Below are 26,508 nucleotides of genomic sequence, written 5' to 3' on the forward strand. Positions count from 1 at the left end.
TCGTCTTCTTTACGAAGGAAAGCGGCAGCCGGATCAGTGCCGCGTTCCCAAGGGTCAGGCCTTTTCCAGCGCCTGCGTCAGATCGGCGATCAGGTCGTCGGCGTCTTCCAGCCCGACCGAGAAGCGGATCAGGCCCGGAGAGATGCCCAGGCGGGCCTTCTGTTCGGGAGAGAGGCGCTGGTGCGTTGTGGTGGCCGGGTGCGTGGCGATGGACTTGGCGTCGCCGAGGTTGTTGGAGATCTTGGCGATGGTCAGCGCGTTCATGAAGCGGAAGGCGGCTTCCTTGCCTTCGGCAATCTCGAAGCTCACCAGCGTGCCGCCCGTGCCCATCTGGCGCATGGCAAGACTGTGCTGCGGATGGGAGGACAGCCCCGGATAGATCACGCGGCTGAGTTTCGGGTGGGAGGACAACGCGGTCGCCACCTTCAGCGCAGTGTCGGCCATGGCCCGGCAACGCAGGTCCAGCGTAGCCATGCCGTTCAGCATGATCCAGGCGTTGAACGGGCTCATCGAGCCGCCGGTGTGCTTCATGTAGGGTTCCAGCACCTTGCGGATATAGTCGCGCGAGCCGCAGACCACGCCGCCAAGCGCCCTGCCCTGCCCGTCGATGTGCTTGGTCGCGGAATAGACCACGACATCGGCGCCAAGTGCGACGGCCTGGGAAAAGACCGGCGTGGCGAAGACGTTGTCGGCGATCACCAGCGCCCCCTGGGCATGCGCGATATCCGCCACGGCGGCGATGTCGATGAGGTCGAGCGTCGGGTTGGCCATGGTTTCGAAGAACACGGCCTTTGTGCCGGGCGTGACCGCGGCGCGCCACTGGTCGAGGTCGCCGCCATCGACGAAGGTGACCTTCACACCGAAGCGGGTCAGCACCTCTTCAAGGATGTAAAGGCACGAGCCGAACAGCGCGCGTGACGACACAACATGGTCGCCCGCCCGCAGCATCGAGGTCAGCGCGCCGTTGACCGCGGCCATGCCGGAGGCAGTGGCGAAGGCATCCTCAGTGCCTTCGATCGCGGCGATGCGCTCTTCGAACATGCGTGTCGTAGGGTTGCCGTAGCGGGCGTAGATGAATTCGTCGTCGCCCGCCTTTATGAACCGCGCCTCGGCCTGTTCGGCGCTATCATAGGCGAAGCCCTGGGTCAGGAAGATCGCCTCGGCCATCTCGCCGTACTGGCTTCGGCGGCTGCCGCCGTGGACGGCGGTGGTGCGGGACTTCCAGTTCGTGCTCATGTGCCTCTCCGGCATAGAAAAACCCCGAAACCGTCGGCTTCGGGGCCACTGCACCGTCACCTTTTAGCGGTTTGTTTAACGTGGCCCGCAATCCGGTTCCAAAGCGCCACGGGCGACTGGATACGCCCGTGGCTCGGCATCGTCAACAGGGCCCTTAACTGCGCGCCGCGGCCTCCAGCCCCGCGATGTCGAACTTCACCATCTGCATCATCGCCTCGCCGGTGCGATTGCGCACGACCGGGTCCGGATCGGACATCAGTTCACCCAGGCGTTTCGGCACGATTTGCCAGGACAAGCCCCAACGATCCCGGAGCCAGCCGCATTGTTCCGTGGTGCCCCCCTCGATCAGCGCGTCCCACAGTCGGTCGACCTGGGCCTGGTCATCGCAAACCACCATGATCGAGAAACTGTGGTTGAACGGGTCCAGCGGGCCGGCCTGGATCGCCCGGTAGCTCTGGTCGCCAAGTGTGAAGCCCGCCATCTTGACGCTGCCCGCGGTGCCCGAGGGGTTGTCGACGGGGACAGCATCCGTCCAGTCGATGCGCGAGCCGGGGATGAGCGAGGTGTAAAGCGCAAGCGCCGCGTCCATGTCACGTTCGAACCAGAGGTGCTGTACGACCTTCATCGCTCAGCCCTCGAGGATCTTGTCGAACCCGCCAAAGATCATGCGCTTTCCGTCGAACGGCATGTCCTTGGGTGTGCGCGGGTCCTGCATCGCCGATTCGAAGCCGCGGTCGCAGACTTCACGTGAGGGAAACTCGAGCCACGAGAAGACGATGGCTTCACCCGGTTCCGCCTGCACTGCGCGGCGGAAATCGGTCAGCTTGCCGTCGGGCACATCCGCCTCCCAGGTCTCGACCACACGCGTTGCGCCATGGTCGCGGAAGATCGACGCCATCAGCGTCGAGAAGCGCAGATATTCCTCCTTCCGTGACTGCGGCACCGCCGCGACGAATCCGCTGACATAGCTCATCCGAACCTCCCTTAGGCTGACCAACGAAATGTAGATCGACTAAATGTTGATATGAAATCTTTTCTTGGCCGGCCTTGCCTTCCCCGCGCCATCCCGCCACCTTCGGCGCATGGAACGTGCGGAGGCACCATGATCGACCTGCATTACTGGCCGACCCCGAACGGATGGAAGATCACTATCGCGCTGGCCGAATTGGGCCTGCCCTACAACCTGCACCTCGTGAACATCGGTGCGGGCGAACAGTTCCGCCCCGAGTTCCTGGCGATTGCCCCGAACAACCGGATGCCCGCCATAGTGGACAGCGAGGGGCCGGATGGCGCGCCGGTCTCGATCTTTGAAAGCGGGGCGATCCTGCAATATCTGGCTCGCAAGACGGGGATGTTCTACGGCGCAACGGAGCGTGACCGCATCGCGGTGGACCAGTGGCTAATGTGGCAGATGGGCGGGGTCGGGCCGATGGCCGGCCAGGCGCACCACTTCCTGCACTATGCCCCTGACCTGGACCCTCCGCAGGTTCTGCCCTACGCGCAGAACCGCTATCGCAACGAGGTGGCGCGGCTTTACGGCGTGCTGGACCGGCAACTGGCGCGGCACCGCTATGCGGCGGGAGATTTTCTTTCGATTGCCGATTTCGCGATCTGGCCCTGGGCGCAGGGATGGGAGCGGCAGGAACAGACGCTGAGGGACAAACCGCATTTCGTGCGCTGGCTGCAGGAGTTGGGCGAGCGTCCGGGGTTCATCGCCGGCAAGGCGGTGGCAAGCGACCGGCGCAGCGCGAACACGGACCGCAAGGCGCAAGATATTCTGTTTGGCAAACAGAAGCCCTGAAATGGTCCGACCGCCGGGTGAAACCTACTTGGCGGGCTTTTCGGGGTCGATCATGTATCTCTGCAGACTGGCGATCTGAAGCCAGAGGAACACGAAGAGCGCAGCCGGGAAGGCGAAGGTTTCCAGCTTGACCCAGAGGTCGGTCGACATGGTGCGCCAGACGACTTCATTCGCCACGGCCAGGACGGCAAAACCCACGCAAAGCCGTTTCGTCAGCATCATCCAGCCTTCATGCCGCATTGGCATCATCTCGCCCATGACCCATTGCAGGTAGCTCTTTCCCTGAAGGAGCCCGACTGCGAGGGTGGCGGACAAGAGACCGTAGACGATGGTCGTCTTCATCTTGAAGAAACTCTCGTCGTTGAACCATGCGGTCAGGCCGCCGAACACGATGACCAGCACCGCTGTCAGCACCTGCATCCGACCGATCTTGCGGGTAAGCGCCCAGAGGATGGCCATGGAGGCTAGCAGGATCGGGATGAAGATCAGCGCGGCCACGATGAAGCCGGAATAGGTTTGGCCAAAAAAGGTGAAGCTCTGTTCCTTCAGGCGAAGGTAGATCACGAAGAACACGAGGGTCGGCCCCAGTTCCAGAACAGATTTCACCACCGGGTTGATCGTCTTCTCTGTCATTGACCGTGACCCTTGTTCCGTCGCGCTTGCGGCAGGTAATCCGGCACCCCCATATCGGTCAAGCAACGGCGCCGTGAAAAGCCAACCCAAGGCTTGTGGCACAGGTTCCGCTTGACACAAACCGGGAACACGGGCAGAACATCTTGCAAACACTCGGTTCAAGGGGGCCACCATGCTTACCCGAAAGCAGCTTGAACTTCTGGACTTCATCCGCCAGCGGATGGACCGCGACGGCGTCCCCCCCTCGTTTGACGAGATGAAGGAAGCCCTCGACCTTCGCTCTAAGTCTGGCATCCACCGGCTGATCACGGCACTGGAGGAGCGCGGCTTCATCCGCCGGCTGGCGCACCGGGCCCGCGCCATCGAGATCGTCAAGCTGCCGGAAGCGATGGAGAAGCCGGGCTTCACGCCGCGCAGCTTCGAGCCCAAGGTGATCCAGGGCGACCGCCCAGTCGCCCCGCCGCCTCATGCAATTCCGGTGGAGATCGCCGCGATGGAACTTCCGGTGATGGGCCGCATCGCCGCAGGGGTGCCGATCGAGGCGATTTCAGAAGTGTCGCACCATGTGGCGGTGCCGCAGTCGATGCTGTCGCGCAACGGCCAGCACTACGCCCTGGAGGTGAAGGGCGACTCGATGATCGAAGCAGGGATCAACGATGGCGACATCGTTGTGATCCGCGAACAATCCTCTGCCGAGAATGGAGATATCGTGGTGGCTCTGGTCGAGGATCACGAGGCCACACTGAAGCGGTTCCGCCGCCGGGGCAACATGATCGCGCTGGAAGCAGCGAACCCGGCCTTTGAGACTCGGGTGTTCCCCGACCACCTCGTGAAGGTGCAGGGGCGTCTGGTGGGGTTGATCCGCACCTACTGAGTGGGGCCTGCCGCATTGCCGGTAGCGGCAACGCGCTGCTCGGGGCGCTGAAGATAGCGCTCTGCTTCGGATAGCGGCTTTCCGGGTGCCCAGATGCGGCCTGTGCGCCGCGCGGGTTGCAGTCGCCAGCCAGACCCTTCTGGCCAGAAGGCCACCGCGCCGCTGCGCGCGAGCAGACGGCGATCCAGCATGAGGCAGGCCGGGTCCTTCGTTTCGACCCAGCCGGCAACGATGAGCAGGCCTGCGCCATTGCACCCAGCAGACACAGCCTGCTCCGCAGCAGTCTTTCCGCTGAGAACCCGGCCCTGCATGCCATCGAGCGTGAAATCGCGCGCAGCCTTCGCACCAGAGAAACCCGCACGGGCGGCGGCCTGTTTCTGATCTGCGATGTCCCCATCGTTCTGCAGCCAGTTCTCTGCCGTGAAGCCATCGCCGGCACCAGAGGAAAGCGCCCTGCCCTCTGGCCCCGCCAGGCCTGCGAGCGAACCGCTGGCGGCAACCAGAAGGACCGGTCGTGGCGTCACGACCCAGAGCCCAAGCGCGATCAGCGCCGGAACAAGGCCAAGCCAGCGCAAGCGGCCCGCAACGGCGATCTGCCAGATGCCTGCGAGCGTAAGGACTGGCAGGACGAACGCGGAAGGTGCTGGAATCATGGTCACCGCGCCCTCCAGTGCCGACACGCGGGCGGCAACGAACAGGATCCATTCGCACCCGAGTTGCATTACCCACAAAGGCAGTGCCGAAAGGCCGAAAGGCGCCAGAAGTGCGGCCATTGCACCGGCCGGCATGACCACGGCGCCCATGACCGGCACTGTCAGCAGGTTGGCGACAAAACCGTAGTCGGTAAAGCGGTTGAAGTGCGCGGCCGCATAGGGCGCCGTCGCGATGCCGCCGATCAGCGACGACAAGACGAGGGTAAGGATGGGCATGGTCAGCCGGGGCAGGCGCCGGGCCAGGGTGTGGCTTTCTACCGCGCCGAAACCTGCGATCAGCGCGGTCGTGGCGGCGAAGCTCATCTGGAAACCGGGGTCGAGCAGGCTTTCTGGCTGAAGCAGCAACAGAACCACGGCTGCCAGCGCAACTGAACGAAGGGTCAGGGCACGGCGGTCGAAAAGCACGGCGCCGAGCATCACGGTGATCATGACGAAGGCACGCTCGGTGGCAACATTGGAGCCGGAAAGAAGCAGGTAGAACAGTGCCACCCCGAAGGAGATCAGGGCCGCGAGTTTCTTGGTGTTCACCCGCAGGGCCAGGGGCGGCACAAGGGCCAGGCCATAGCGTACCAGCGTGAAGACGAAACCGATCAGGAACGCGAGGTTCATCCCGGATATCGCCAAGAGATGTGCCAGCGAGGAATCCCGCAGGCTTTCGACGGCCTCCAGGCTGAGACCCGATCGGTCGCCCGTCATGACCCCGGCCGCGAAAGCCCCGGAATCTCCCGGCACCCGCGCCATTATGGACGCCGAGAGACTGCGTCGCAGCCGCCCGATGGCCTGTGCAGCCCCGTCGGCCTCTTGCCACAGCACGACCGGAGCACGGGTATACCCTACGGCGCCAAGCCGCTGGAAAAAGGCGTTGCGGGCAAAATCGTAGCCGCCGGGTTCGGAAGGGCCTTCGGGCGGGGCGAGACTGGCGGTTGCCATGACGACATCGCCAGGATCGGGGATGTAGCTGTCATCACCGTGCAACGAGATGCGCACTCGGTCAGGCGTTTCAGCCGGTGAGATGCCATCCAGCACCACATTGTCGAGCATGAGGCGCAAGGCGTCGGAAGCAGAGCGGTCGATCTCGATGACGCGGCCGGTCAGGGGGCCGTAGTAGCGATGCTCCAGCACCGGCGCGGCCTGAAGATGTGCGCGCGCGCCGGCAAAAAGGAATCCCAAGGCCAGGCACCCGACCGCGATGGCGAGCGGATGAACAATCTCCGGCGCGGCGATGCGCAGGGAAAAAGCGGCCAGGACCAGAAGGATGGCGACGGAATAGGCGGGAATGCCAGGCTCTCCAGGCAGGCCGAACCAAAGGCCGACCCCTGTGCCGATGGCAACCGGCACCCAGGGGAAAAGCGACCCGCGCGCACCGGCCAGCAGGGCCATCGGCCAGATCAGCGCTGCCCCGAGGCGCCCCACCTTGTCTGCCCCCCTGATCCTCTTTATGACCTGCGGCGATCCTGCCCGCCGTTGGTTTCTGAAAGGTTAAGCCCCAATGACCAAGCCGGTCGTCACCCGCTTCGCCCCCTCTCCCACCGGCTATCTGCACATCGGCGGCGGTCGGACTGCCCTCTTCAACTGGCTTTATGCACGTGGCCGTGGCGGCAAGTTCCTGCTGCGTATCGAGGATACCGACCGCGAGCGGTCCACGCCCGAAGCGACAGCAGCCATCCTGCAGGGGCTGACGTGGCTTGGGCTGGACTGGGATGGCGACGTGATCAGTCAGTTCGCCCGCAAGGATCGCCATGCCGAGGTCGCGCACGAGATGCTGGCGCGCGGCACCGCCTATCGCTGTTGGTCCACGCCGGAAGAAATTGCCGCCTTCCGCGCCGAGGCGGAGGCGCGCGGCACCTATGCCGTGTTCCAGTCGCCCTGGCGGGACGCGGACCCAGCGACGTGGCCTGATGCGCCCTATGCCATCCGCATGAAGGCGCCGCGTGAGGGCGAAACGGTGATCGACGACCAGGTTCAAGGGCGTGTGGTCATTCAGAATGCGACTCTGGACGACATGATCGTTCTGCGGTCGGATGGGACACCGACCTACATGCTGGCGGTGGTGGTGGATGACCACGACATGGGCGTGACGCATGTCATCCGTGGTGACGACCATCTGAACAATGCGGCGCGGCAACAGATGGTCTATGACGCGATGGGTTGGGAGGTGCCGATCTGGGCGCATATCCCGCTGATCCATGGGCCGGACGGCAAGAAACTGTCCAAGCGACACGGCGCGACTGGCGTGCACGAGTATCAGGCCATGGGCTACCCGGCCTCGGGGATGCGGAACTATCTTGCCCGCCTGGGCTGGGCGCACGGCGATGACGAGTTGTTCACCACCGAACAGGCGATGGAATGGTTCGACCTGTCAGGCATCGGCCGCAGCCCCGCCCGGCTGGATTTCAAGAAGCTGGAAAGCACCTGTGGCTGGCACATTGCCCGCACCGAAGATGCTGCACTGCTGCATGAAGTGGAGGGCTATCTTGCCGCCGCCGGAGAACCAGGCCTTTCGGATGGGCAGCGCGACCTCCTGTCGCGCGCGATGTACTGCGTGAAGGACCGCGCAAAGACTTTCCCGGAACTGATTGAAAAGGCGAGGTTCGCACTGATTTCCCGGCCTGTCGCGGTGGACGAGGCCGCGTCGAAGGCGCTCGACTTGGTATCCCGTGGTATACTGAAATCGTTGACGCCGCGACTGCGAAATGCTAGCTGGACGAGAGAGGAATTGGAGGCCATCCTGAACGACGAGGCTGCGGCCAACGGCATCGGATTCGGGAAGCTCGCCAGCCCTTTGCGGTCTGCTCTTGCAGGCCGCACCGCCACACCAAGCGTTTTCGACATGATGCTGGTCATCGGTCGGGACGAGACGATCGCGCGGCTGGAGGAAGCTGCGGCCGGCTGATCGCCGGCCCGTTCTCTGGCCAGACCGCTCCCAAGGGGCGGGAATGATGCCGCCCGCCGGGCCTGCCGCCCGACGGCCGCCACAGGGGACGTTTGACATGGCAGAGACCAAATCCGCGACGCTGACCCTGGACGGCAAGTCCTATGACCTGCCGATCCATTCTCCGACCGTCGGGCCGGACGTGATTGACATCCGCAAGCTCTATGGCGAGGCGGATGTCTTCACCTTTGATCCTGGCTTCACCTCGACGGCCGCCTGCGAGAGCGCGATCACCTACATCGACGGCGACAAGGGCGAGCTATTGTATCGCGGTTATCCCATTGAGCAGTTGGCCGAGCATTCGACGCACCTCGAAACCTGCTACCTGCTGCTCTACGGGGAGTTGCCGACCGCCTCGCAGCTGGCCGACTTCACTGCGCGCGTGACCCGACACACGATGGTGCATGAGCAGATGCACTATTTCTTCCGTGGTTTCCGCCGCGACGCGCACCCGATGGCCACCATGGTGGGCGTGGTCGGCGCGATGTCGGCCTTCTACCACGACTCGACCGATATCAACGACCCGTGGCAGCGCGAGGTCGCGTCGATCCGCATGATTGCAAAGCTGCCGACCATCGCCGCGATGGCCTACAAGTACTCGATCGGCCAGCCCTTCGTTTACCCGAAGAACTCGCTGAGCTATGCCGGCAACTTCCTGAACATGTGCTTCGCGGTTCCGGCCGAGGAGTATGTGGTCAATCCGATCCTCGAGAAGGCGATGGATCGGATCATGCTGCTGCATGCAGACCACGAACAGAACGCCTCGACGTCGACCGTGCGCTTGGCCGGATCGTCCGGCGCCAATCCATTCGCCTGCATCGCAGCCGGGATTGCTTGTCTGTGGGGACCAGCGCATGGCGGGGCGAACCAGGCGTGCCTTGAAATGCTTCGCGAGATCGGCACCGTCGACCGCATTCCGGAGTTTGTCGCCAAGGCCAAGGACAAGAACTCCGGCTTCCGCCTGATGGGCTTCGGCCACCGGGTCTACAAGAACTTCGATCCGCGCGCGAAGGTCATGAAGGAAAGCGCCGACGAGGTACTGGGCCTTCTGGGGGTTGAAAACAACCCGCTTCTCCAGGTGGCCAAGGAACTGGAGCGCATCGCGCTGGAGGACGACTACTTCATCTCGAAGAAGCTCTATCCCAATGTGGACTTCTATTCGGGCATCATCCTGGAGGCGATGGGCTTCCCGACTTCGATGTTCACGCCGATCTTCGCGATTTCCCGCACCGTGGGCTGGATCAGCCAGTGGAAGGAAATGATCGCCGAGAAGAACCAGAAGATCGGTCGTCCGCGTCAGCTGTACATTGGCCCGACGCAGCGCGATTACGTCGACCTTCGTCATCGTTGACCTGTGGCACGGGGCGGTCTCCTCGACCGCCCCGCACTGACGTTTCCGTGAAGGCGACGGCCTGCCGCATCCCCCTGCTTCCGGGCGCCCCCATCTGTGTCTTGCGAACACAGACAGGGGAAACGCCATGAAGGATCTTCGCGCCGAAGCCGAGCTTCAGCTCCATCACCAACCCCGCGACTTCACCGACCGCCTCGCGCTGCGCTTCGTGCGGTTCCTGCGTGTCTTCGCGGATGCCTTCTTTGCAAAGCGCTACGGCCACCGCGCGGTGGTTCTGGAGACCGTGGCGGCCGTGCCTGGCATGGTCGGCGGGTTGTTGCAGCATCTGAAGGCGCTGCGCCACATTCGCGACGACCAGGGCTGGATCCGCGAGCTTCTGGACGAAGCCGAGAATGAGCGGATGCACCTGATGACCTTCATCCAGATCGCCAAGCCGACGCGGCTGGAGCGGCTGATCATCATGGTGGGCCAGGCGATCTTCTACAATTTCTACTTCTTCCTGTACCTCTTCGCACCGCGGGCGGCGCATCGTGTGGTAGGTTATCTGGAGGAAGAAGCGGTGGTCAGCTACACCCAATACTTGGCCGAGATTGATGCCGGCCGGGCAGAAAATGTGCCCGCTCCGCAGATCGCCCGCGATTACTGGCATCTTCCCGCAGAGGCGAAATTGCGTGATGTGGTGCTGGTGATCCGGGCCGACGAGGCGGGGCACCGCGACCGCAACCACCAGATGGCCGATGCGATCGCGATGGGAACGGCCTGAGTCAGTTGACGGGGCGGCTTGCGTCTGGCGCGGCCCCGCGTCAGGAAGGGCGCGACATGATCGCGCCCTTGCCACCGAGTTCCGGATCGCGCCTGATCGCGATCGACCTTGCCCGCACGGCTGCGTTGACGGGCATGGCGATGTATCATTTCGTCTACGACCTGACGATGTTCGGCTGGCTTCCCGAAGGCACCGCCGTCACCGGGTTCTGGGCGCTGTTCGCCCGCGCCGTCGCCGGCAGCTTCATCTTTCTTGCGGGTGTCAGCCTTTGGCTGGCGCACGGGCGGGGCATACGCTGGCCTGCCTTTTGGCGGCGGTTCGCGAGAATCGCTGCGGGGGCGGCGGTCGTGACCGTGGGAACCTATTTCGCCTTTCCGCAGTATTTCGTGTTCTACGGCATCCTTCATTCCATCGCGGTGTCGTCGCTGATCGGCCTTGCGTTCTTGCGTCTTCCTGCGGGGATCACACTGGCGGCGGCAGTTGTGGCCTACTTCCTGCCTGACCTCTGGCGTTCCAGCGCGCTTGATGGTCCGCTCGCCTTCATCGGCCTTTTCGAGACGCGGCCGCTGACGGTGGACTTTCTGCCGATCTTCCCGTGGCTGGCGCCGATGCTGTGCGGAGTCGCGGTTGGGCGGATAGCCGAGCGGCTCAACCTGTGGCCGCGTTTGGCCCCTCCCGACACGCTCTGGCTTCGGCGGCTATCGTGGCCGGGACGGCACAGCCTGGCGATCTACCTTGTACACCAGCCGGTTCTGATAGGGCTTGTCTGGGCGGGCACGTGGCTGCTGCGCTAGGCTGCAGCACCTTGGCGCATCTGTTGCTTCATCGTCTCGAGGCCAAATGAAAACGCCCGGCCGCGTGGGCCGGGCGCAAGGTCATCCCGGAAGCCGGGATCAGAGCTTGAGCGACAGCACAGTGGCCAGCGTCAGCTCGTGGAAGCCGTTGAACCGGCTGTTCAGAACAATGGAATAGGCCCCGATGCCCTGCACAGCCACGAAATCGCCCTCGGCGATATCTTCGGCCAACATGACGTCGCCGGGCAGCCGGTCAACCGAATCGCAGGTCGGGCCAAAGACGATGCGGGGCGCCTTCGCACCGGCTCGACGGTTGCCCTGTTCGTCCAGCACTTCGATCCGGTCGATGATACCGATCTGCGCCAGCTCGTTGTACAGGCCGTACACGCCATCCGTCAGGAAGACATGGTTGCCGTCCCGAACCGATTTGACGCGGGCCGACGAGGTGAAGGCATCGGCACACAGACCGCGGCCCGGCTCGCAGACCAGTGCGGGGCGTTCGGCGCCGAAGGCCTCGGTGGCGGTACGGTCAATCAAGTCAAAGATCGCTTCCAGCGCCGGGGCTTCATCGGACTTGCGGTGCGACGGGAAGCCGCCGCCCACGTTCAGCCGGGCGATACGCACGCCGGCGTCGCCGGAAATGACTGCTGCCGCGCGAATGTAGCTGCCCCAGGCTTCCGGGTCGGTGCATTGCGTGCCCGGATGGAACGTGATCGACGGGATGAAGCCCGCTTCGGCCACACGCTTCAGCAGGATCGTGGCGAGTTCCACGGTCGCCCCGAACTTGGCGCCGAAGTTGTAGGCCGCACCCCGCACCGGCAGCTTGAAGCGAACCGAGATTTCGCAGCCCTCGGCTGGCACCATCTCGATCAGTTTTTCCAGTTCCGAGGCCGAGTCGACCGACCAGGACTTCACGCCGCGATCCACTGCGAACGCGATCTCGGACCGCGAGCGGACCGGGTTGTTGTAGTGCATCGCCGCATCGGGGCAGAGCCGCCCGATCAGGTCGATCTCGAACGGCGAGGCCACGTCAAAGCCACGCACGCCGGCGGCGGCGAGGTTTATGATGACCTCCTCGCCGGGGTTGGACTTCACCGCATAGGTTACAAGCCCCGGAAACCCGTCGATGAATCGCCGGGCGGTAGACTGCAGGACCGAGGGCGCGAAGAACAGCACGGGATTGTCCGGCTGCATGACGCGCAGGTATTCGGTCGGGTTGGTCCAGATCGTCTTGGACAGTCCCATCGGCGTAATCCTTTCTGCCAACAAGACGGTGCCCTCCCCGTTGCCTGTCGGCTCGGGCACCTGCGTGGTTTTTGACAACCAGGCCAGGTGCGTATGAGCCGCCCTTTTCCTGCAACTGAGGATGCCGCATATGGGGCACATTTTCACCGATCAAAAGTGTAGAAATGCGGCGATCCTTCGTTATAATGACGAAAACGTCGGGCATATTGTATGGATGAACTCGATCGCAGCATCGTCGGGCTTCTTGGGGCGGATGCCCGCATGTCGGTGGCCACACTGGCGCGGCGACTGAAGGTTGCGCGGTCCACCATACAGGCCCGGCTCGAGCGGCTGGAAACCTCCGGCATCATTGCCGGCTACACCATCAAGCTTGGCGAAGCGGCCCGCGAAGGCCGCTTGCGCGCGACAATTCTGGTGACAATCGAGCCCAGGTCACAGGGGGCAATCCTCGCCCGGCTGAAGTCCATCCCCGAGGTCGAGCGGGTCCACACCACCTCGGGCCGCTTTGATCTGCTGTTGCAGGTGGCCGCTCCGAACGCCACGCAACTGGACCGCGTGCTGGACGAGATCGGGGTTCTATCTGGGGTGAGAAGCTCGGAAAGCCTGATCCACCTGTCCACCCGCTTCGACCGCGCGGTCTAGGGCGAAGGTGTTCCTGCGGCTCCATCCAGAAGCCGCCCGATCAGCCCGCAAATCATCGCCTCTCGCGCCTCTGGCGCCATGCCAAGCACCGGGAACATGCGGCCGGAAGACATGAGGTCAGCAAATCCGTGCGCCAAAGACCAGACGGCCGCGACCTCTTGCATACCGCAACCGGCCGCCGTGACCTGATCCACCAGATGCTGATACGCCGCGCGTCCGGCAGCCTGCATCTCGGTGTTGGAGGGATCGGGCCTGTCGGAGCCGAACATGAGCCGAAACAGAGCGGGGCGTGCCGTCGCGAAGTCGATGTAGCCCAGTCCCGCCGCCATGAGTTGCGAGCGCGGGTCAGCCGGGGCTTTTGCCTCGCGCGCGGCCTGAGTGGCAAGGAAGGTCCTGAAACCCTCGGCCGCCAGGGCCGTGAGCAGGCCGCGCGCATCGCCGAAGTGATGTGCCGGCGCGGCATGGCTGACGCCTGCGCGCCTGGCGACCTGACGAAGCGAAAAGGCTTCCATGCCACGCTCTGCAAGTTCGGCCTCTCCCGCTGCCAGCAATGCTGCGCGCAGGTCGCCGTGGTGGTAGGGCCGCTCGCCGGTTGGCGGAGGAACAATTGGGGGCCGGGGAGAACAGGGATCGAAGCTGCTCATGCCGTCTCATCGCACGTCATCTTGTCGCTGTAAAGATTCCACTTGACGGATTCATGCTCTTCGCACATCAAATCCTGACACTGTCAAGATCGGATGTGCGATGTCCCCGGAAGCCCTTTTCTCACTCGCCAACAGTGCGGCCCTGCTGGGTTGGGCCGCGCTGTGCTTTTCGCCCCTTGCGCCCTATTCCGCCCTGCTTCTGGCCGGGCGAGTTATTCCCCTTGCACTGGCCACCCTGTACACGGGCCTCGTGTTGGCCTTCTGGTCGGGTGCGGAAGGTGGCTTTTCCACCTTGCCGGATGTGATGGCCCTGTTCGGGCAACCCGAGATCGCGCTGGCGGGTTGGGCGCACTACCTGGCCTTCGACCTGTTCGTTGGCGCCTGGGTGGCGAGGACGGCCCGATCCGAGGGTGTTCCCCATTACCTGACCCTCCCCTTGTTGCTTCTGACCTTCCTGTTCGGTCCGGCCGGGTTCCTGGCGACGCAGATTCTCCGCGCTTCCCGTGCCCCCTTCCCCGTCCTCCAGCCCAAAGGCCAGCCATGACCCCCGCCCTGACCCTTCCGGTCCGTCCTTCCTTGCGATCATGGGATGCGGCGCCCACTCTTGCTACCTTCGCGCTCCTTGTTGCGCTGATCGCAATACCGCTACTTACAGCTGCCGCCCTGGACCCCCGGAGTTTCCAGGGAGAAGGCATCTGGGTGAAGCCGCTCAAGTTCCACCTTGCCCTCACCGTGTACTTCGCAACGCTCGCGATCTTCGCCCGCTGGATGCCAACCCGCATGATGGAGACCCGCGGGTGGCGGATCTACCAGGCGGTGGTCATTGCCTGTACCCTGGGTGAGTTGCTCTGGATCGGCGGGGCAGCCGCACTTGGAACCGGATCGCACTTCAACCTTTCCGGGCCCGCTTGGGCCGCACTCTACCCGCTCATGGGGGTCTTGGCCGTCACCCTGACCTCGATGACACTGGTCATGGGCTTGGCGATCTGGCGAAACACGGCCACTGGCCTGCCGAAGCCGGTTCACCTCTCGATGGCGCTGGGGCTTGTCCTGACCTTCGTCCTGACCGTGCTGGCTGCCGGTATCCTCGCTCAGGGGACCGGCCATCTGGTCGGAACGCCGGTCACTGGCGCCCGGCTGCCGCTTCTCGGCTGGTCGCGCGAAGTGGGCGACCTTCGCGCTCCGCATTTCCTGGCCACCCATGCGATGCATGTCTTGCCCTTGGCAGGTCTGGCCGCTCTCGCACTGCCGTCGCGGGCGCAGGTGCCGGCCGTCTTGGTCGCAGCCGCCGGCACTTGCGCTCTGGTGCTGTGGGCGCTCGCCACTTCGCTTGCCGGCCTGCCGCTCGTTTGAGCCCGAGGCGCTTCCCCTTGCCCCCCGCTCGCGCTAGAACCGCCGCGGATCAAGGGGAAGCCGCTATGCCGATGGAAAAGACCTTTTCGCCCGCCGAGGCCGAGGCCCGCATCTCCGCAGCCTGGGAAGCCGCCAACGCCTTCAGGGCTGGGGCGAACGCGAAACCGGGCGCCGAATCCTTCTCCATCATGATCCCGCCTCCCAACGTGACCGGCTCGCTGCACATGGGTCACGCCTTCAACAACACCTTGCAGGACATCCTGATCCGCTGGCACCGGATGCGCGGCCACGACACGCTGTGGCAACCCGGCACCGACCATGCCGGCATCGCCACGCAGATGGTGGTTGAACGCGAACTGGCGCGCAGCCAGCAGCCGTCGCGGCGCGAGATGGGGCGGGAGGAGTTCCTTAAGAAGGTCTGGGAGTGGAAGGCGCAGTCTGGTGGCACGATCATCCGCCAGCTGAAGCGGCTTGGTGCCTCGTGCGACTGGTCACGGCTGGCCTTCACAATGTCGGGGGCCCCCGGCGCGCCCAAGGGTGAAGACGGCAACTTCCATGACGCCGTGATCAAGGTCTTCGTCGATCTCTATGACAAGGGCCTGATCTACCGCGGCAAGCGGCTGGTGAACTGGGACCCGCATTTCGAGACGGCGATTTCCGATCTGGAGGTCGAGCAGGTCGAGGTTGCCGGCCACATGCACCATCTGCGCTACAAGCTGGCGGATGGCGTGTCCTACAAGCACCCGGTGGCCTTCGATGAAGAGGGCAAGCCGACCGAATGGGAGACCCGTGACTATCTGGTGGTCGCAACCACCCGGCCCGAGACCATGCTGGGCGATACCGGCGTGGCCGTGAATCCGTCCGATTCGCGTTATGCCCTGCTTGTCGGCAAGGAGATCATCCTTCCGCTGGTCGGACGCCGTATTCCCATCGTGGCGGATGACTATGCCGACCCGACAAAGGGAACCGGCTGCGTGAAGATCACGCCGGCGCATGACTTCAATGACTGGGAGGTCGGACAGCGGACCGGCCTGCGCGTCGTGAACGTCATGGACAGCCAAGCTGCGATGTTCCTGGCCGAGAACGGCGATTTCCTGGAAGGTTCAGAACCGACGCCCGAGTGCATGGCACTACACGGTCTGGACCGTTATGATGCGCGCAAGCAGATCCTGATCCTCGCCGAGAACGAGGGCTGGCTCGACCAGATCGTTCCAGAACGTCACCAAGTGCCACATGGCGACCGATCCAAGGTCGCCATCGAGCCCCTGCTGACCGACCAGTGGTTCGTCGATACCTCGAGGATCGTGGGCCCCGCGCTGGAGGCCGTCCGCAAAGGCGACACGGTGATCCTTCCGGAACGCGACCAGCGCGTGTATTTCCACTGGCTTGAGAACATTGAACCCTGGTGCATCAGCCGACAGCTTTGGTGGGGCCATCAGATTCCGGTCTGGTACGGCCTGCCATTGGCTGAGCCTTCGTTCATGGACGACGAAGGCGACGGGGCGTTGGATGCCGTCGAACTCGCCCGTTTCCTGGCTGACCTGCCTCAAGGACGTGACCCGCTGATCCGCTGCGCCGCTGGTTTCGAGGCAGTGGCAGAGAAATTCCGCGATGATCTCGCCATTCTGCCTCATCCTCTGGCCAACGCCCGCGTGGTCGAGGTCGCAGACCGCGACGCTGCGGAGGCGGCTCTGGCCGATGCCCTGGCCGAGTATGCGGTGGACCAGGATGCGACGAAGCTGGTTTACCCGGTCTGGCGCGACCCGGACGTTCTGGACACGTGGTTTTCTTCCGGCCTCTGGCCCATTGGCACGCTTGGCTGGCCGGAGCCCACGCCGGAGCTTAAGCGATACTTCCCGACATCGGTGCTGGTGACCGGTTTCGATATCATCTTCTTCTGGGTCGCCCGGATGATGATGATGCAGCTTGCCGTGGTGGGCGAGGTGCCGTTCCGCACCGTCTATGTCCACGCCCTCGTCCGCGACGAGAAGGGCAAGAAGATGTCCAAGTCGCTCGGCAACGTGCTGGACCCGCTTGACCTGATCGACGAGTTCGGCGCCGACGCCGTGCGCTTCACGCTGACCGCGATGGCCGCGATGGGGCGCGACCTGAAGCTTTCGACCGCCCGTATCCAGGGCTATCGCAACTTCGGCACAAAACTCTGGAACGCCTGCCGCTTTGCCGAGATGAACGGTGTCTGGGACGGACATGCCACGCAGGCCGAACCGCCGAAGCTCGAGGCGACAGTGAACCGCTGGATCATCGGTGAGACGGCACGCACCCGGGCCGAAGTGGATGCGGCCTTGGCCGAGTTCCGCTTCGATCAGGCGGCAGACGCGCTGTACAGGTTTGTCTGGGGCAAGGTCTGCGACTGGTATGTCGAATTCGCCAAGCCCCTCTTCGACGGGCCGCAGGCCGCCGAGACGCGGGCCACAATGGCCTGGGTCCTGGACCAGTGCATGATCCTTCTGCACCCGATGATGCCCTTCCTGACCGAAGATCTCTGGGCCACCACCGGCGCCCGCGCCAAGATGCTGGTCCATACCGACTGGCCGACCTATGGCGAAGAACTGGTCGATGCCCCTTCGATGGACGAAATGCGGTGGGTGACCGGCCTGATCGACGAGATCCGGTCGGCGCGGACGCAGATGCACGTTCCGGTGGGGCTGAAACTGGACATGCTGTCCTTGTCCATCGATGTAACCGCGCGCGCTGCGTGGGACAGGAACGAGGCGCTGATCAAGCGCCTTGCCCGGATCGACAGTCTGACCGAGGCCGCGGCTGCACCGAAAGGCGCCATCACCATTCCGGTCGAGGGAGCGACCTTTGCTCTGCCACTGGACGGCATCATCGACATCGCGGCCGAAAAAGCGCGTCTCGGCAAGGCTCTGGAAAAGCTGGCGAAGGAAATCGGTGGGCTCAAGGGGCGGCTGAACAACCCCAGCTTCGTAGCATCGGCACCAGAAGAGGTCGTGGACGAGGCTCGCGCAAACCTGGAAGCCCGCGAGGACGAATCTGCCAAGATCTCCGCAGCACTAGCCCGGTTGGCCGAAATCGGCTGAGGCCGCTTCAGAACGTCGACCAGAGGAAAAGCGCACCCACGACCGCGGCGCCGATGCTGGACACCAGCACGGCGGCCGCCGCCATGTCCTTGAGGGCGCCAACCTCCGGATGCTGGTCGGGGTGAAGGTGATCGATCAGTGCCTCCAGCGCTGAGTTGAAGAGTTCAGCGGTGATCACGATGGCGATCGCAAGGACGACGACCGCCCACCAGAGGGCGGACGCCCGCAGGAGGACAAGCGCCAGCAATGCGACGACGGCCACGGCGGACTGAACGCGCAGGCTGCGTTCCCGCCTCCAGGCCGTGGCTATTCCGGTAAGTGCGAAGGCAAGGCGTTGATGAAAGGGGCGGTTTTTCATGACCTGCTTCCGCCGGTGGTTCGATCACGGGCCTCGACCAGGATCACTCCGACAAGAAGCCAGAAGATGCCGACAAGGTATCCCCCCAGCACATCAGACGCGAAATGCACATTCAGCACAATGCGGCTCAGCCCGACCAGGGCCACAAGCAGAAGCGCCGCAAAGGCCACATGAAAGCGCGCCATCGGGTCGCCGATGCCGCGCCCGATCAGATAGGCGATGAACCCGTAAACGGCCATGACCACGGTGGCATGTCCACTTGGAAAGGCGGCCAAGGCCGCGACATCGTACATAGGCTCGGGCCGCGGACGGCCGATCACCACCTTGCCCAGGGTTGTTGTGAGTTGCGCTCCGGAAAATACGGCCCAAAGCGCCAGGATCGGTGTCCGGTTTGGCAAGAGCAACAGAAAGCCGGATGATACGAGAAGCACGGCAAGGATGGCCGGCCCACCGGCGATGGCACTGATCCAGCGGAACCAGGTGAGTTCCGGCTCGCTCCGCAGTGGATCGACAATTGCGCTGATAGCTCCGTCGAAATCATCCAGCGCGCCGGAATCCAGCACGTCTTCTGTAAGTCCGCTGAACAAGACCGCGGCATAGACTGCGGCGGCAACAAGCAGGGTGATCGGCAGGCCCCGAAACGTGTGCGGGTCCAATCTCCTGCGCAGGTGTCCAAGAAACCAACCCTCGCCATCGCCTGGTGGATCGGGGAAAACCTTGCCGTGTGCAGACCTTAACGCCCCAGCAAATCGACCCGCACGCGGTACGATCAGCCGGAACAGGAGAAGCGCGACAAGGTAAAGGCAAGCCGCAAAGAGGACGGCGCCAAGCACTCTCTCCCAGGGCAATGTCGTTCCTCCAGCTCAGAGCATACTACTATCGGAGCGAAGTACCCGAGGCTCAAGACCCTGCGACAGTGGAGGGGGCATTGCCGGGCGAACGAGCGCCCGGCAATACCCATCGGGCTACTCTGCCGCCCGTGCGTAGGCCTCGACCGGCGGGCAGGTGCAGACAAGGTTCCGGTCGCCCCAGACATTGTCGACCCGGCCTACAGGTGGCCAGTACTTGTCCACCCGGAACGAGCCTGGCGGGAAGCAGCCCTGCTCACGCGGGTATTTGCGCGTCCAGTCGGCTACCAGATCCTCTACCGTGTGGGGGGCGTGCCGGAGGGGAGAGTCCTCTGGCGCGATGTCGCCCACTTCCACGGCCCGTATCTCTCCGCGGATAGCAAGCAGCGCCGTGATGAAACGGTCGATTTCAGCTTTGGTCTCGGACTCGGTCGGCTCGACCATCAGCGTCCCTGCAACTGGCCAGCTCATCGTGGGCGCGTGGAAGCCATTGTCGATCAGCCGCTTGGCGATATCGTCAACCGTCACGCCCGCTTCCGCGAACGGACGGGTATCCAGAATACACTCATGGGCGACGCGGCCCTTGTTCCCCATGAACAGGATCGGATAGTGCCCGGCCAACCGCGACGCGATGTAGTTGGCGTTCAGGATCGCCACCCGCGTCGCCTGGGTCAGTCCCTCGCCTCCCATCATCAGGCAATAAGCCCAGGAGATCAGCAGGATCGAGGCGCTGCCATAGGGCGCCGCCGATACCGGCCCCTCGGCTCCCCCCGTCTGGGGATGCCCCGGAAGGTGGGGCGCCAGATGCGCGCGCACGCCGATCGGACCCATTCCGGGCCCACCGCCGCCATGCGGGATCGCGAAGGTCTTGTGGAGGTTCAGGTGGCTAACGTCTCCCCCAATCTCGCCGGGTTTCACCAGCCCGACCAACGCATTCATGTTGGCCCCGTCGATGTAGACCTGGCCGCCATGCTCGTGAGTGATCCGGCAGACCTCGCGCACGGTTTCCTCAAAGACGCCGTGAGTCGAGGGGTAGGTGATCATGCAGGAGGCAAGTCGGTCACCGGCCTCCTCGGCACGGGCGCGGAAATCGTCGAGGTCCACGTCGCCATTGGGAGCGGTCTTGACCGGCACTACCTGCATCCCGGCCATCTGCGCCGAGGCCGGGTTGGTGCCGTGGGCCGACATCGGGATCAGGCAGATCCGCCGTTGATCGTCGCCGCGGGCGCGGTGATAGGCGAGGATGGTCAGAAGCCCGGCATATTCGCCCTGTGCGCCCGAATTGGGCTGCATCGAGAAGGCGTCGTAGCCGGTGATCTCGCACAGCTTGGACGAAAGGTCCTCGATCGCCTCGCGGTAGCCAAGCGCCTGGTCGGCAGGTGCGAAAGGGTGCAGCGATCCGAACTCGGGCCAGGTGATCGGCATCATCTCGGCAGCCGCGTTCAGTTTCATGGTGCAGGAACCAAGCGGGATCATCGCCCGGTCCAGCGCCAGATCGCGGTCCGACAGACGACGCATGTAGCGCATCATTTCAGACTCCGCCCGGTTCATGTGAAAAACCGGATGCGTCAGGTATTCAGAGGTCCGCGCCAGCGCCTCGGGAAAGCCAAGCTGCGCCCGGTGCGGCGGCACGCCGTCGATGCCAAATGCGCGCAGTACGCGCAGGAGGACGCGCTCGTCGGTCGTTTCGTCCAGGCTGATGCCGACATGGGCAGTGCCAACCTTGCGGAAGTTCAGCCCCTCGGCCCGTGCAGCGGCCATGATGCCGGCCTGGCCCACGCCGACTTCGACCGTGATCGTGTCGAAGAAGGCCTTGGGTTCGACCTTTGCGCCTGCCGCCTTCAATGCGCGGGCAAGTCGGTTCGTCAGGAAATGCACCCTTTCGGCAATGGCACGCAGTCCTTTGGGACCATGGAAGACAGCATAGAAGCTCGCCATCACTGCCAGAAGCGCCTGCGCCGTGCAGACGTTCGAGGTGGCCTTCTCTCGCCGGATGTGCTGCTCGCGGGTCTGCAGCGACAGGCGGTACGCCTTGTTGCCGCGCGCGTCGATCGAGACGCCAACGATCCGGCCGGGCATGGACCGCTTCAGCTCGTCCCGGCAGGACATGAAGGCTGCGTGGGGTCCGCCATAGCCCATCGGCACACCGAAACGTTGTGCCGAGCCAACAGCAATGTCGGCCCCCATCGCACCGGGTTCCTTCAGGATGCACAGCGCCAGAAGGTCGGTCGCCACCACGGCCAGTGCCTTGGCTGCGTGCAACTTGTCGATCAGGTCGGTGAAATCGCGGACATGGCCGTGGGTGCCGGGATACTGGAAGATCGCTCCGAACACCTTTTCCGGCTCCAGCGTCTCGGGCGCGCCAGTGAGGATCTCGATACCCAGGGGCAGAGCCCGGGTGCGGATCACACCAATGGTCTGGGGATGGCAGTTCTCATCCACGAAGAAGGCGCGGGCCTTCGACTTGGCGGCGCGCTCGGCCATCGTCATCGCCTCGGCCGCAGCCGTGGCCTCGTCCAGAAGCGAGGCATTGGCGACATCCAGGCCGGTCAGGTCGCAGACCATGGTCTGATAGTTGAGCAATGCCTCCAGCCTGCCCTGCGCGATCTCGGGCTGATACGGGGTATAGGCGGTGTACCAGGCGGGGTTTTCCAGGATGTTGCGCTGGATCGCCGGCGGCGTGACGGTTCCGTAGTACCCCTGCCCGATCAGCGAGGTCATGACCTTGTTGCGCGATGCCACCTCGCGCATCCGCGCCAGCAGTTCGTGCTCGGCAAGCGGCGCCCATCCCAACGGAATTGCCTGCCGGATCGAGGCTGGCACGGTCTGGTCGATCAGCTCGTCCAGAGTTCGCACACCCACGGCTTTCAGCATCTCCTCCATCTCGGCCGGAGAAGGGCCGATATGGCGGCGGTTGGCGAAGTCGTAGGGGTTATAGTCCACGGGCGTGTAGGTCATGGCGACACTCATTGGGGTCAGGAACCATCCGGCGGGCACGCCGGGGTCATTCGGTGAAGGCGGCCAGTTGCGCCAGCGAGGCCGCAAGGCCTTCGGCATGATCCTCAGGCGAGATGCCGGGCGGCACGTTTTCGGCAGTCACGGTGACGAGGGTACCCTGCCCTTCGGGTTCAAAACCCCATGTCATCCGCATGGTTCCGGCAAAGCGGGGATCGCGGGTGACGAAGGAGACGTCCTGCACGAAACGCCGGGGCGGATTGAGGTTGACGAAACGGGCCTCGACCAGGTCGCCGGCGCCATCTGTCTTGCCGTGGCTCGCCGCTGCATCGGTGTAGTCGAGGCGGATGCGAAAGGCGCCGCCGGGAACGGGCTCTAGAGCCAGAACCTCGCCCGACATTCCGGGCGGCGGCAGCCACCGCACCAGGTCGGCCGGCATCATCCAGGCCAGCCACAACCGCTCCGAGGTGGCAGCGACGAAGCGGCTGGCCTGATCGCGGCGCGGCGCCATCGCGTCAGCCGATCATCTCGTAGTACTCGTCCTCGTCCATGAGATCGTCGAGCACGGCAAGGTCGTCGACCCTCATCTTGAAGAACCAAGCGGCACCAAGCGGGTCCTCGTTCACCAGGCCGGGGTTATCGGCCAGCTTCGAGTTCACCGCGACGATCTCGCCGTCGACCGGGGCGAGAATGTCGGACGCCGCCTTGACGCTCTCGATCACCACCACCTCGTCGCCAGTGGCAACCACGGTCTCTGTCTCGGGCAACTCTACGAAGACCACATCGCCTAGCGCGGTGGCGGCGTGTTCCGTGATGCCGACGACCACAAGATCGCCCTCGACCCGCAGCCATTCGTGTTCCTTGGTGTACTTCATTTGCCGCTCCTGTTCTCAGCGTTTGTAGGTGGAGGCCCGGAAGGGCAGCTCGCAGGTGATCACGGGAAGACGCTTGCCCCGAACCTCGCCTTCCAGCTTCGTGCCAGGCGCGGCCAGGGCCGCAGGCACATAGGCCATCGCGATGGGCGCCTCGAGACTGGGACCAAAGCCGCCCGAGGTGACACGGCCGACGGCGGCATCGCCGCTGAACAACTCCGTTCCCTCACGCATCGGTGCTCGGCCTTCGGGGCGCAAGCCAACGCGACGACGCGCGGCGCCGGTCTCAAGTTCGGAAAGGATGCGCCCGGCACCGGGAAAACCACCGGCGCGAACCCCGCCTGGGCGCCGAGCCTTCTGGATGGCCCATCCAAGGTCCGCTTCGACCGGGGACGTCGATGTGTCGATGTCGTGGCCATAGAGGCAGAGCCCGGCCTCAAGCCGCAGGCTGTCGCGGGCGCCCAAGCCGATTGGCGCAACCTCCTCCATCGCCAGCAGCATGTCGGCGAAGCCGAGCGCAGCGATGTCTGGCACTGAAATCTCGAACCCGTCCTCGCCGGTATAGCCCGATCGCGAGATCCAGAGTTCCGCACCTTCCCACTCAAAAGTGCCCTGATCCATGAACCGCAGGCCCGCAACCTCAGGGACCAGCCGCTCAAGAGCAAGTTCCGCCAACGGCCCTTGAAGCGCCAATAGTGCACGGTCCGTCACGGCGCGGACTTCGGCGACCTCGGACAGATTTGTTGTCATGTGCGCGATGTCGTCGGCCTTGCAAGCGGCATTGACCACAACGAACAGGTGGTCACCCCGATTGGCGAACATGAGGTCGTCAAGAATGCCGCCGTCGTTATTGGTGAGAAGCCCATAACGCTGGCGCCCTTCCTTGAGGCCCAGCACATCGACCGGCATCAAGGTCTCGAAGCCGAGCGCCAGCGCCTCCATCCCTTGCTTGGGAATCAGCAGAACCTGCCCCATGTGACTCACGTCGAACAGGCCTGCTGCCGATCGCGTATGGAGGTGTTCCCTCATCACGCCGGCCGGGTACTGCACCGGCATTTCGTAGCCCGCAAATGGCACCATGCGGCCGCCGAGTGCCACATGCAGATCATGAAGACCCAAGCGCAGAAGTCCGGCCATCACCGCTTCCTCCTGTATATCGCCGGATGGGATGACCCGGCACCTTGGGAGGGTGGCCCCCGCCCGCGATGCCCCCTCTGTCCCTTCGCCTGAGATCGTTATCCCTTCGGCGCCCCGCTCTTGCCGGGATCTCTCCAGAGTCTTCGTAGCAAGACGGTCCCTTGCGCCTGAGAGTTTACCGGGGCGGTTGCTCCTTCGGCACCGTCGCAGGGCTGGCCCACGCCGGATTCTCCCGATCCTGCGCCCTCTTGCTAGCCCGCCCCCGGCGCGTCTGGCAAGACGGAAAAGCGGTGGGATGACAAAGGAAAGGGCCCCGAGGGGCCCTGACGCTCTCCCGACAGGAGAGTGGTGCGGATGAAAAGACTCGAACTTTCACGGGAGTTACCCCACAGCGACCTCAACGCTGCGCGTCTACCAATTCCGCCACATCCGCATGTCTTGGTTGGTGGCGGCGTATTAGCGAAGGCGCAGGGGGAAGGGAAGAGGGATTTTGGGCCCCCTACCCTTCCGCGCATCACCCGTAGGTCACGACCTCGATTTCGATGCCGTCCGGCGTGTCGAAGTAGAAGCGCCGGCCCGGTTCATATGCGGCGTGGTTGACCGGCGTCAGCCCTTCGGCCTTGACCCGCGCCTCAGTAGCATCAAGGTCATCAACCACCACGGCAATATGGTTCAGCCCAGCTGTAGTGCGGTAGCTCTCCTCCCCCGAAGGGCGGGAATCGCCGAACGTGAACAGGGCGATGTAAGAATCGTCACCCCCCACATGCACGGTTCGGCCAGTTGTCATGCCCGGTCCCTGCCAGCGGATGCGCCACCCGAAAAGCCTGCAAAGCAGCGCCGCGCTGGCAGCGGGATCGGGAACGGTGACATTTACATGTTCCAGTCGGGTCGTCATGCCTTGTCTCCCATCAGCGGGTTGCGGGTGGCCGGCTCCGAAGTCAGTCCGATGTCGCGCAGGATGTGCAGAGACAGGCCATGCAATTTCGTGTGCGTGCGGCGTCGCATCAAGGTTCCGATCAGAAGGTGCATCTTGTCCTCTTTGGTTTAGGGCGAATCTGGTATAATTTCTCAAGTTCACTTTAGATCAAGGGAAATCATGCAGAACCGTCAGCAAGGCCTGACCATCGGCGATCTGGCGGACCGCACAGGCCTGGCCGTTTCGGCGATCCGGTTTTACGAAACGCATGGCATCGTGCGGCCGCTGCGCAACACGGGCGGGCACCGCCGCTATGGCCGGTCCGATCTTCGGCGGCTGTCCTTTGCGATGATCGCGCAGCGATTGGGCTTTCCTCTGGCCGAGATTGCAGCCCACCTAGCCGCGCTTCCGGACGAGCGGGCGCCCGACAAGTCCGACTGGGAAGCGATCGCCACCGGCTTCCGGCAACGCATCGCAGAACGCATTGCATCCCTGCAGGCACTGTCGGACAAGCTGGACGGCTGCATCGGTTGTGGCTGCCTTTCGCTGGACCGCTGCGCCCTCTACAACGTCAATGACAAGGCGGCTCAGCGGGGGGCCGGTCCCCGCTGGCTGATGGGCGACCGCTCGGAGGATGTGTGATGGTGGAATGGATCCGGTCTTCCGGCCTTGTGCCTTACGAGGAAGCCGTCGCGTTCATGGAGGCGCGGGTCGCCGCAATTTCGGAAGGCCGGGCGGATGAGGCAATATGGCTGCTGGAACACCCGCCGCTTTACACTGCGGGCACCTCTGCCCGTGCCGAGGACCTGACCGATCCCGGCCGATTTCCGGTCTATCAGACCGGGCGCGGCGGACAGTACACCTATCACGGGCCGGGCCAGCGGGTGGTTTACGTCATGCTGGACGTCGCAAGACGCGGCCGCGATGTCCGCTGCTTCGTTCGATACCTTGAAAACTGGGTGATCGCCGCCTTGGCAGAGTTCAACGTGACCGGAGAGATCCGGCCAGGCCGCGTCGGCGTATGGGTTGTGCGTCCCGACCGCCCGGTCTCTGCCGACGGTTCACCGGCCGAGGAAAAGATCGCCGCGATAGGCGTGAAGCTGCGCAAGTGGGTCAGCTTCCACGGCATATCCATAAATGTAGAGCCAGACCTCAGCCATTTCTCCGGCATCATCCCTTGCGGTATCCGCGACCATGGTGTCACCAGCCTTGTGGACCTGGGTCTTCCCGTTTCGATGGCCGATCTTGATGTGGCGCTGGAGTCCACTTTCGCCCGTGTGTTCGGTTCGAGCGCGAGCTGCGCGACGATGTGACTGACTGCGACCTTAGCGGCCCTTGCCCTCACCGCGTGCCCTGCCTTTCCTGTCGAACAGCAAAAG

27 protein-coding genes, 1 tRNA gene and 3 riboswitches are annotated in these 26,508 nt (G+C 64.0%); of the genes, 12 read left to right on the plus strand and 16 right to left on the minus strand.

Annotation, left to right across the window (positions count from 1 at the left end):
* Window positions 1-54 precede the first annotated feature (54 nt).
* The 3 genes from metZ to JO391_RS11445 all read right to left on the minus strand — a co-directional run bounded on the left by metZ (window position 55) and on the right by JO391_RS11445 (window position 2,209).
* A complete protein-coding gene (metZ, locus tag JO391_RS11435) occupies window positions 55-1,236 on the minus strand; it encodes an O-succinylhomoserine sulfhydrylase (RefSeq protein WP_220660620.1) in 1,182 nt (393 codons plus the stop codon).
* A 43-nt stretch (window positions 1,237-1,279) separates the two neighbouring features.
* Window positions 1,280-1,356: riboswitch (SAM riboswitch) on the minus strand.
* Window positions 1,357-1,390: 34 nt separating this feature from the next.
* Window positions 1,391-1,861, minus strand: coding sequence for a VOC family protein (locus tag JO391_RS11440; RefSeq protein WP_220660621.1), 471 nt, complete (start codon window positions 1,859-1,861; stop codon window positions 1,391-1,393).
* Window positions 1,862-1,864: 3 nt separating this feature from the next.
* Window positions 1,865-2,209, minus strand: a complete 345-nt coding sequence (locus tag JO391_RS11445; protein ID WP_220660622.1) for a DUF1428 domain-containing protein — start codon at window positions 2,207-2,209, stop codon at window positions 1,865-1,867.
* A 129-nt stretch (window positions 2,210-2,338) separates the two neighbouring features.
* Between JO391_RS11445 and JO391_RS11450 the strand changes: the two genes are divergently transcribed.
* On the plus strand, window positions 2,339-3,037 hold the full coding sequence (locus JO391_RS11450; protein ID WP_220660623.1) for a glutathione S-transferase N-terminal domain-containing protein: 699 nt from the start codon (window positions 2,339-2,341) through the stop codon (window positions 3,035-3,037).
* Window positions 3,038-3,061: 24 nt separating this feature from the next.
* Here the strand turns inward: JO391_RS11450 and JO391_RS11455 are convergent, their stop codons facing one another.
* Window positions 3,062-3,670, minus strand: a complete 609-nt coding sequence (locus JO391_RS11455; RefSeq protein WP_220660624.1) for an inner membrane-spanning protein YciB — start codon at window positions 3,668-3,670, stop codon at window positions 3,062-3,064.
* A 172-nt stretch (window positions 3,671-3,842) separates the two neighbouring features.
* Here JO391_RS11455 and lexA point away from each other — a divergent pair, with 172 nt between their 5' ends.
* The gene (lexA, locus tag JO391_RS11460) at window positions 3,843-4,544 is read left to right on the plus strand and encodes a transcriptional repressor LexA (protein ID WP_220660625.1); all 702 of its coding nucleotides are present in this window, start codon (window positions 3,843-3,845) and stop codon (window positions 4,542-4,544) included.
* Here lexA and JO391_RS11465 read toward each other — a convergent pair.
* Complete coding sequence (locus JO391_RS11465) at window positions 4,538-6,670, minus strand: ComEC/Rec2 family competence protein (protein ID WP_259444678.1); 2,133 nt, start codon at window positions 6,668-6,670, stop codon at window positions 4,538-4,540. The two genes, lexA and JO391_RS11465, sit on opposite strands and share 7 nt — an antisense overlap.
* Window positions 6,671-6,746: 76 nt before the next feature.
* Here JO391_RS11465 and gltX point away from each other — a divergent pair, with 76 nt between their 5' ends.
* From gltX to JO391_RS11485, 4 genes are all read left to right on the plus strand, one after another.
* Window positions 6,747-8,150 (plus strand): glutamate--tRNA ligase, encoded by a 1,404-nt coding sequence (gltX, locus tag JO391_RS11470; protein WP_220660626.1) that lies wholly within the window; start codon window positions 6,747-6,749, stop codon window positions 8,148-8,150.
* Window positions 8,151-8,247: 97 nt separating this feature from the next.
* Entirely contained in the window at window positions 8,248-9,540 is a 1,293-nt protein-coding gene (gene gltA / locus JO391_RS11475; RefSeq protein ID WP_220664539.1) for a citrate synthase, read from the plus strand.
* A 127-nt stretch (window positions 9,541-9,667) separates the two neighbouring features.
* Window positions 9,668-10,303, plus strand: coding sequence for an alternative oxidase (locus JO391_RS11480; RefSeq protein ID WP_220660627.1), 636 nt, complete (start codon window positions 9,668-9,670; stop codon window positions 10,301-10,303).
* Window positions 10,304-10,359: 56 nt separating this feature from the next.
* Window positions 10,360-11,097, plus strand: coding sequence for an acetyltransferase domain-containing protein (locus JO391_RS11485; protein ID WP_220660628.1), 738 nt, complete (start codon window positions 10,360-10,362; stop codon window positions 11,095-11,097).
* A gap of 99 nt (window positions 11,098-11,196) precedes the next feature.
* Here the strand turns inward: JO391_RS11485 and JO391_RS11490 are convergent, their stop codons facing one another.
* Window positions 11,197-12,342, minus strand: a complete 1,146-nt coding sequence (locus JO391_RS11490; RefSeq protein WP_220660629.1) for a type III PLP-dependent enzyme — start codon at window positions 12,340-12,342, stop codon at window positions 11,197-11,199.
* A 210-nt stretch (window positions 12,343-12,552) separates the two neighbouring features.
* On the opposite strand from JO391_RS11490, the gene JO391_RS11495 reads away from it, so the two are divergent.
* Window positions 12,553-12,984 carry an Lrp/AsnC family transcriptional regulator gene (locus JO391_RS11495; protein WP_220660630.1) on the plus strand — a complete coding sequence of 144 codons (432 nt, stop codon included), beginning with the start codon at window positions 12,553-12,555 and terminating at the stop codon, window positions 12,982-12,984.
* On the opposite strand, the gene JO391_RS11500 is transcribed toward JO391_RS11495, so the two are convergent.
* Entirely contained in the window at window positions 12,981-13,628 is a 648-nt protein-coding gene (locus JO391_RS11500) for a TetR/AcrR family transcriptional regulator (protein WP_220660631.1), read from the minus strand. The genes JO391_RS11495 and JO391_RS11500 overlap by 4 nt on opposite strands.
* 100 nt (window positions 13,629-13,728) lie before the next feature.
* Here JO391_RS11500 and JO391_RS11505 point away from each other — a divergent pair, with 100 nt between their 5' ends.
* The 3 genes from JO391_RS11505 to JO391_RS11515 all read left to right on the plus strand — a co-directional run bounded on the left by JO391_RS11505 (window position 13,729) and on the right by JO391_RS11515 (window position 18,043).
* Complete coding sequence (locus JO391_RS11505) at window positions 13,729-14,172, plus strand: ABA4-like family protein (protein WP_220660632.1); 444 nt, start codon at window positions 13,729-13,731, stop codon at window positions 14,170-14,172.
* 155 nt (window positions 14,173-14,327) lie between these two features.
* Window positions 14,328-14,981 carry a hypothetical protein gene (locus JO391_RS11510; protein WP_220660633.1) on the plus strand — a complete coding sequence of 218 codons (654 nt, stop codon included), beginning with the start codon at window positions 14,328-14,330 and terminating at the stop codon, window positions 14,979-14,981.
* Window positions 14,982-15,046: 65 nt separating this feature from the next.
* A complete protein-coding gene (locus JO391_RS11515) occupies window positions 15,047-18,043 on the plus strand; it encodes a valine--tRNA ligase (protein WP_220660634.1) in 2,997 nt (998 codons plus the stop codon).
* Between the two features lie 7 nt (window positions 18,044-18,050).
* On the opposite strand, the gene JO391_RS11520 is transcribed toward JO391_RS11515, so the two are convergent.
* From JO391_RS11520 to JO391_RS11560, 9 genes are all read right to left on the minus strand, one after another.
* Window positions 18,051-18,401: a diacylglycerol kinase gene (locus JO391_RS11520; protein WP_220660635.1), complete on the minus strand. Its 351-nt coding sequence runs from the start codon at window positions 18,399-18,401 to the stop codon at window positions 18,051-18,053.
* The gene (locus JO391_RS11525; RefSeq protein WP_220660636.1) at window positions 18,398-19,057 is read right to left on the minus strand and encodes a phosphatase PAP2 family protein; all 660 of its coding nucleotides are present in this window, start codon (window positions 19,055-19,057) and stop codon (window positions 18,398-18,400) included. Before JO391_RS11525 ends, JO391_RS11520 begins: the two co-directional genes overlap by 4 nt.
* Before the next feature lie 309 nt (window positions 19,058-19,366).
* Window positions 19,367-22,207, minus strand: a complete 2,841-nt coding sequence (gcvP, locus tag JO391_RS11530; protein ID WP_220660637.1) for an aminomethyl-transferring glycine dehydrogenase — start codon at window positions 22,205-22,207, stop codon at window positions 19,367-19,369.
* Between the two features lie 46 nt (window positions 22,208-22,253).
* Window positions 22,254-22,715: an SRPBCC domain-containing protein gene (locus JO391_RS11535; protein ID WP_220660638.1), complete on the minus strand. Its 462-nt coding sequence runs from the start codon at window positions 22,713-22,715 to the stop codon at window positions 22,254-22,256.
* A gap of 4 nt (window positions 22,716-22,719) precedes the next feature.
* A complete protein-coding gene (gcvH, locus tag JO391_RS11540) occupies window positions 22,720-23,079 on the minus strand; it encodes a glycine cleavage system protein GcvH (RefSeq protein ID WP_220660639.1) in 360 nt (119 codons plus the stop codon).
* Window positions 23,080-23,094: 15 nt separating this feature from the next.
* On the minus strand, window positions 23,095-24,213 hold the full coding sequence (gene gcvT / locus JO391_RS11545) for a glycine cleavage system aminomethyltransferase GcvT (protein WP_220660640.1): 1,119 nt from the start codon (window positions 24,211-24,213) through the stop codon (window positions 23,095-23,097).
* A gap of 75 nt (window positions 24,214-24,288) precedes the next feature.
* A riboswitch (glycine riboswitch) is annotated at window positions 24,289-24,353 on the minus strand.
* A 4-nt stretch (window positions 24,354-24,357) separates the two neighbouring features.
* Window positions 24,358-24,459: riboswitch (glycine riboswitch) on the minus strand.
* Window positions 24,460-24,559: 100 nt separating this feature from the next.
* Window positions 24,560-24,646 (minus strand) — tRNA-Leu (locus JO391_RS11550).
* Window positions 24,647-24,727: 81 nt separating this feature from the next.
* Complete coding sequence (locus JO391_RS11555) at window positions 24,728-25,108, minus strand: VOC family protein (protein WP_220660641.1); 381 nt, start codon at window positions 25,106-25,108, stop codon at window positions 24,728-24,730.
* On the minus strand, window positions 25,105-25,242 hold the full coding sequence (locus JO391_RS11560) for a hypothetical protein (RefSeq protein ID WP_220660642.1): 138 nt from the start codon (window positions 25,240-25,242) through the stop codon (window positions 25,105-25,107). The genes JO391_RS11555 and JO391_RS11560 overlap by 4 nt, the downstream gene beginning before the upstream one ends.
* Window positions 25,243-25,309: 67 nt before the next feature.
* Here JO391_RS11560 and soxR point away from each other — a divergent pair, with 67 nt between their 5' ends.
* Complete coding sequence (gene soxR / locus JO391_RS11565; RefSeq protein ID WP_220660643.1) at window positions 25,310-25,771, plus strand: redox-sensitive transcriptional activator SoxR; 462 nt, start codon at window positions 25,310-25,312, stop codon at window positions 25,769-25,771.
* Window positions 25,771-26,442, plus strand: a complete 672-nt coding sequence (gene lipB / locus JO391_RS11570) for a lipoyl(octanoyl) transferase LipB (protein ID WP_220660644.1) — start codon at window positions 25,771-25,773, stop codon at window positions 26,440-26,442. The genes soxR and lipB overlap by 1 nt, the downstream gene beginning before the upstream one ends.
* Window positions 26,443-26,508: the final 66 nt, after the last annotated feature.

Source organism: Neotabrizicola shimadae (genome assembly GCF_019623905.1).
GTDB lineage: Bacteria > Pseudomonadota > Alphaproteobacteria > Rhodobacterales > Rhodobacteraceae > Neotabrizicola > Neotabrizicola shimadae.

Excerpts from the sequence above, each read along its gene's own strand:
- metZ (WP_220660620.1), bottom strand. The coding sequence starts at position 1,236 with ATGAGCACGAACTGGAAGTCCCGCACCACCGCCGTCCACGGCGGCAGC.
- JO391_RS11440 (WP_220660621.1), bottom strand. The coding sequence starts at position 1,861 with ATGAAGGTCGTACAGCACCTCTGGTTCGAACGTGACATGGACGCGGCG.
- JO391_RS11445 (WP_220660622.1), bottom strand. The coding sequence starts at position 2,209 with ATGAGCTATGTCAGCGGATTCGTCGCGGCGGTGCCGCAGTCACGGAAG.
- JO391_RS11450 (WP_220660623.1), top strand. The coding sequence starts at position 2,339 with ATGATCGACCTGCATTACTGGCCGACCCCGAACGGATGGAAGATCACT.
- JO391_RS11455 (WP_220660624.1), bottom strand. The coding sequence starts at position 3,670 with ATGACAGAGAAGACGATCAACCCGGTGGTGAAATCTGTTCTGGAACTG.
- lexA (WP_220660625.1), top strand. The coding sequence starts at position 3,843 with ATGCTTACCCGAAAGCAGCTTGAACTTCTGGACTTCATCCGCCAGCGG.
- gltX (WP_220660626.1), top strand. The coding sequence starts at position 6,747 with ATGACCAAGCCGGTCGTCACCCGCTTCGCCCCCTCTCCCACCGGCTAT.
- gltA (WP_220664539.1), top strand. The coding sequence starts at position 8,248 with ATGGCAGAGACCAAATCCGCGACGCTGACCCTGGACGGCAAGTCCTAT.
- JO391_RS11480 (WP_220660627.1), top strand. The coding sequence starts at position 9,668 with ATGAAGGATCTTCGCGCCGAAGCCGAGCTTCAGCTCCATCACCAACCC.
- JO391_RS11485 (WP_220660628.1), top strand. The coding sequence starts at position 10,360 with ATGATCGCGCCCTTGCCACCGAGTTCCGGATCGCGCCTGATCGCGATC.
- JO391_RS11490 (WP_220660629.1), bottom strand. The coding sequence starts at position 12,342 with ATGGGACTGTCCAAGACGATCTGGACCAACCCGACCGAATACCTGCGC.
- JO391_RS11495 (WP_220660630.1), top strand. The coding sequence starts at position 12,553 with ATGGATGAACTCGATCGCAGCATCGTCGGGCTTCTTGGGGCGGATGCC.
- JO391_RS11500 (WP_220660631.1), bottom strand. The coding sequence starts at position 13,628 with ATGAGCAGCTTCGATCCCTGTTCTCCCCGGCCCCCAATTGTTCCTCCG.
- JO391_RS11505 (WP_220660632.1), top strand. The coding sequence starts at position 13,729 with ATGTCCCCGGAAGCCCTTTTCTCACTCGCCAACAGTGCGGCCCTGCTG.
- JO391_RS11515 (WP_220660634.1), top strand. The coding sequence starts at position 15,047 with ATGCCGATGGAAAAGACCTTTTCGCCCGCCGAGGCCGAGGCCCGCATC.
- JO391_RS11520 (WP_220660635.1), bottom strand. The coding sequence starts at position 18,401 with ATGAAAAACCGCCCCTTTCATCAACGCCTTGCCTTCGCACTTACCGGA.
- gcvP (WP_220660637.1), bottom strand. The coding sequence starts at position 22,207 with ATGACCTACACGCCCGTGGACTATAACCCCTACGACTTCGCCAACCGC.
- JO391_RS11535 (WP_220660638.1), bottom strand. The coding sequence starts at position 22,715 with ATGGCGCCGCGCCGCGATCAGGCCAGCCGCTTCGTCGCTGCCACCTCG.
- gcvH (WP_220660639.1), bottom strand. The coding sequence starts at position 23,079 with ATGAAGTACACCAAGGAACACGAATGGCTGCGGGTCGAGGGCGATCTT.
- gcvT (WP_220660640.1), bottom strand. The coding sequence starts at position 24,213 with ATGGCCGGACTTCTGCGCTTGGGTCTTCATGATCTGCATGTGGCACTC.
- JO391_RS11555 (WP_220660641.1), bottom strand. The coding sequence starts at position 25,108 with ATGACGACCCGACTGGAACATGTAAATGTCACCGTTCCCGATCCCGCT.
- JO391_RS11560 (WP_220660642.1), bottom strand. The coding sequence starts at position 25,242 with ATGCACCTTCTGATCGGAACCTTGATGCGACGCCGCACGCACACGAAA.
- soxR (WP_220660643.1), top strand. The coding sequence starts at position 25,310 with ATGCAGAACCGTCAGCAAGGCCTGACCATCGGCGATCTGGCGGACCGC.
- lipB (WP_220660644.1), top strand. The coding sequence starts at position 25,771 with ATGGTGGAATGGATCCGGTCTTCCGGCCTTGTGCCTTACGAGGAAGCC.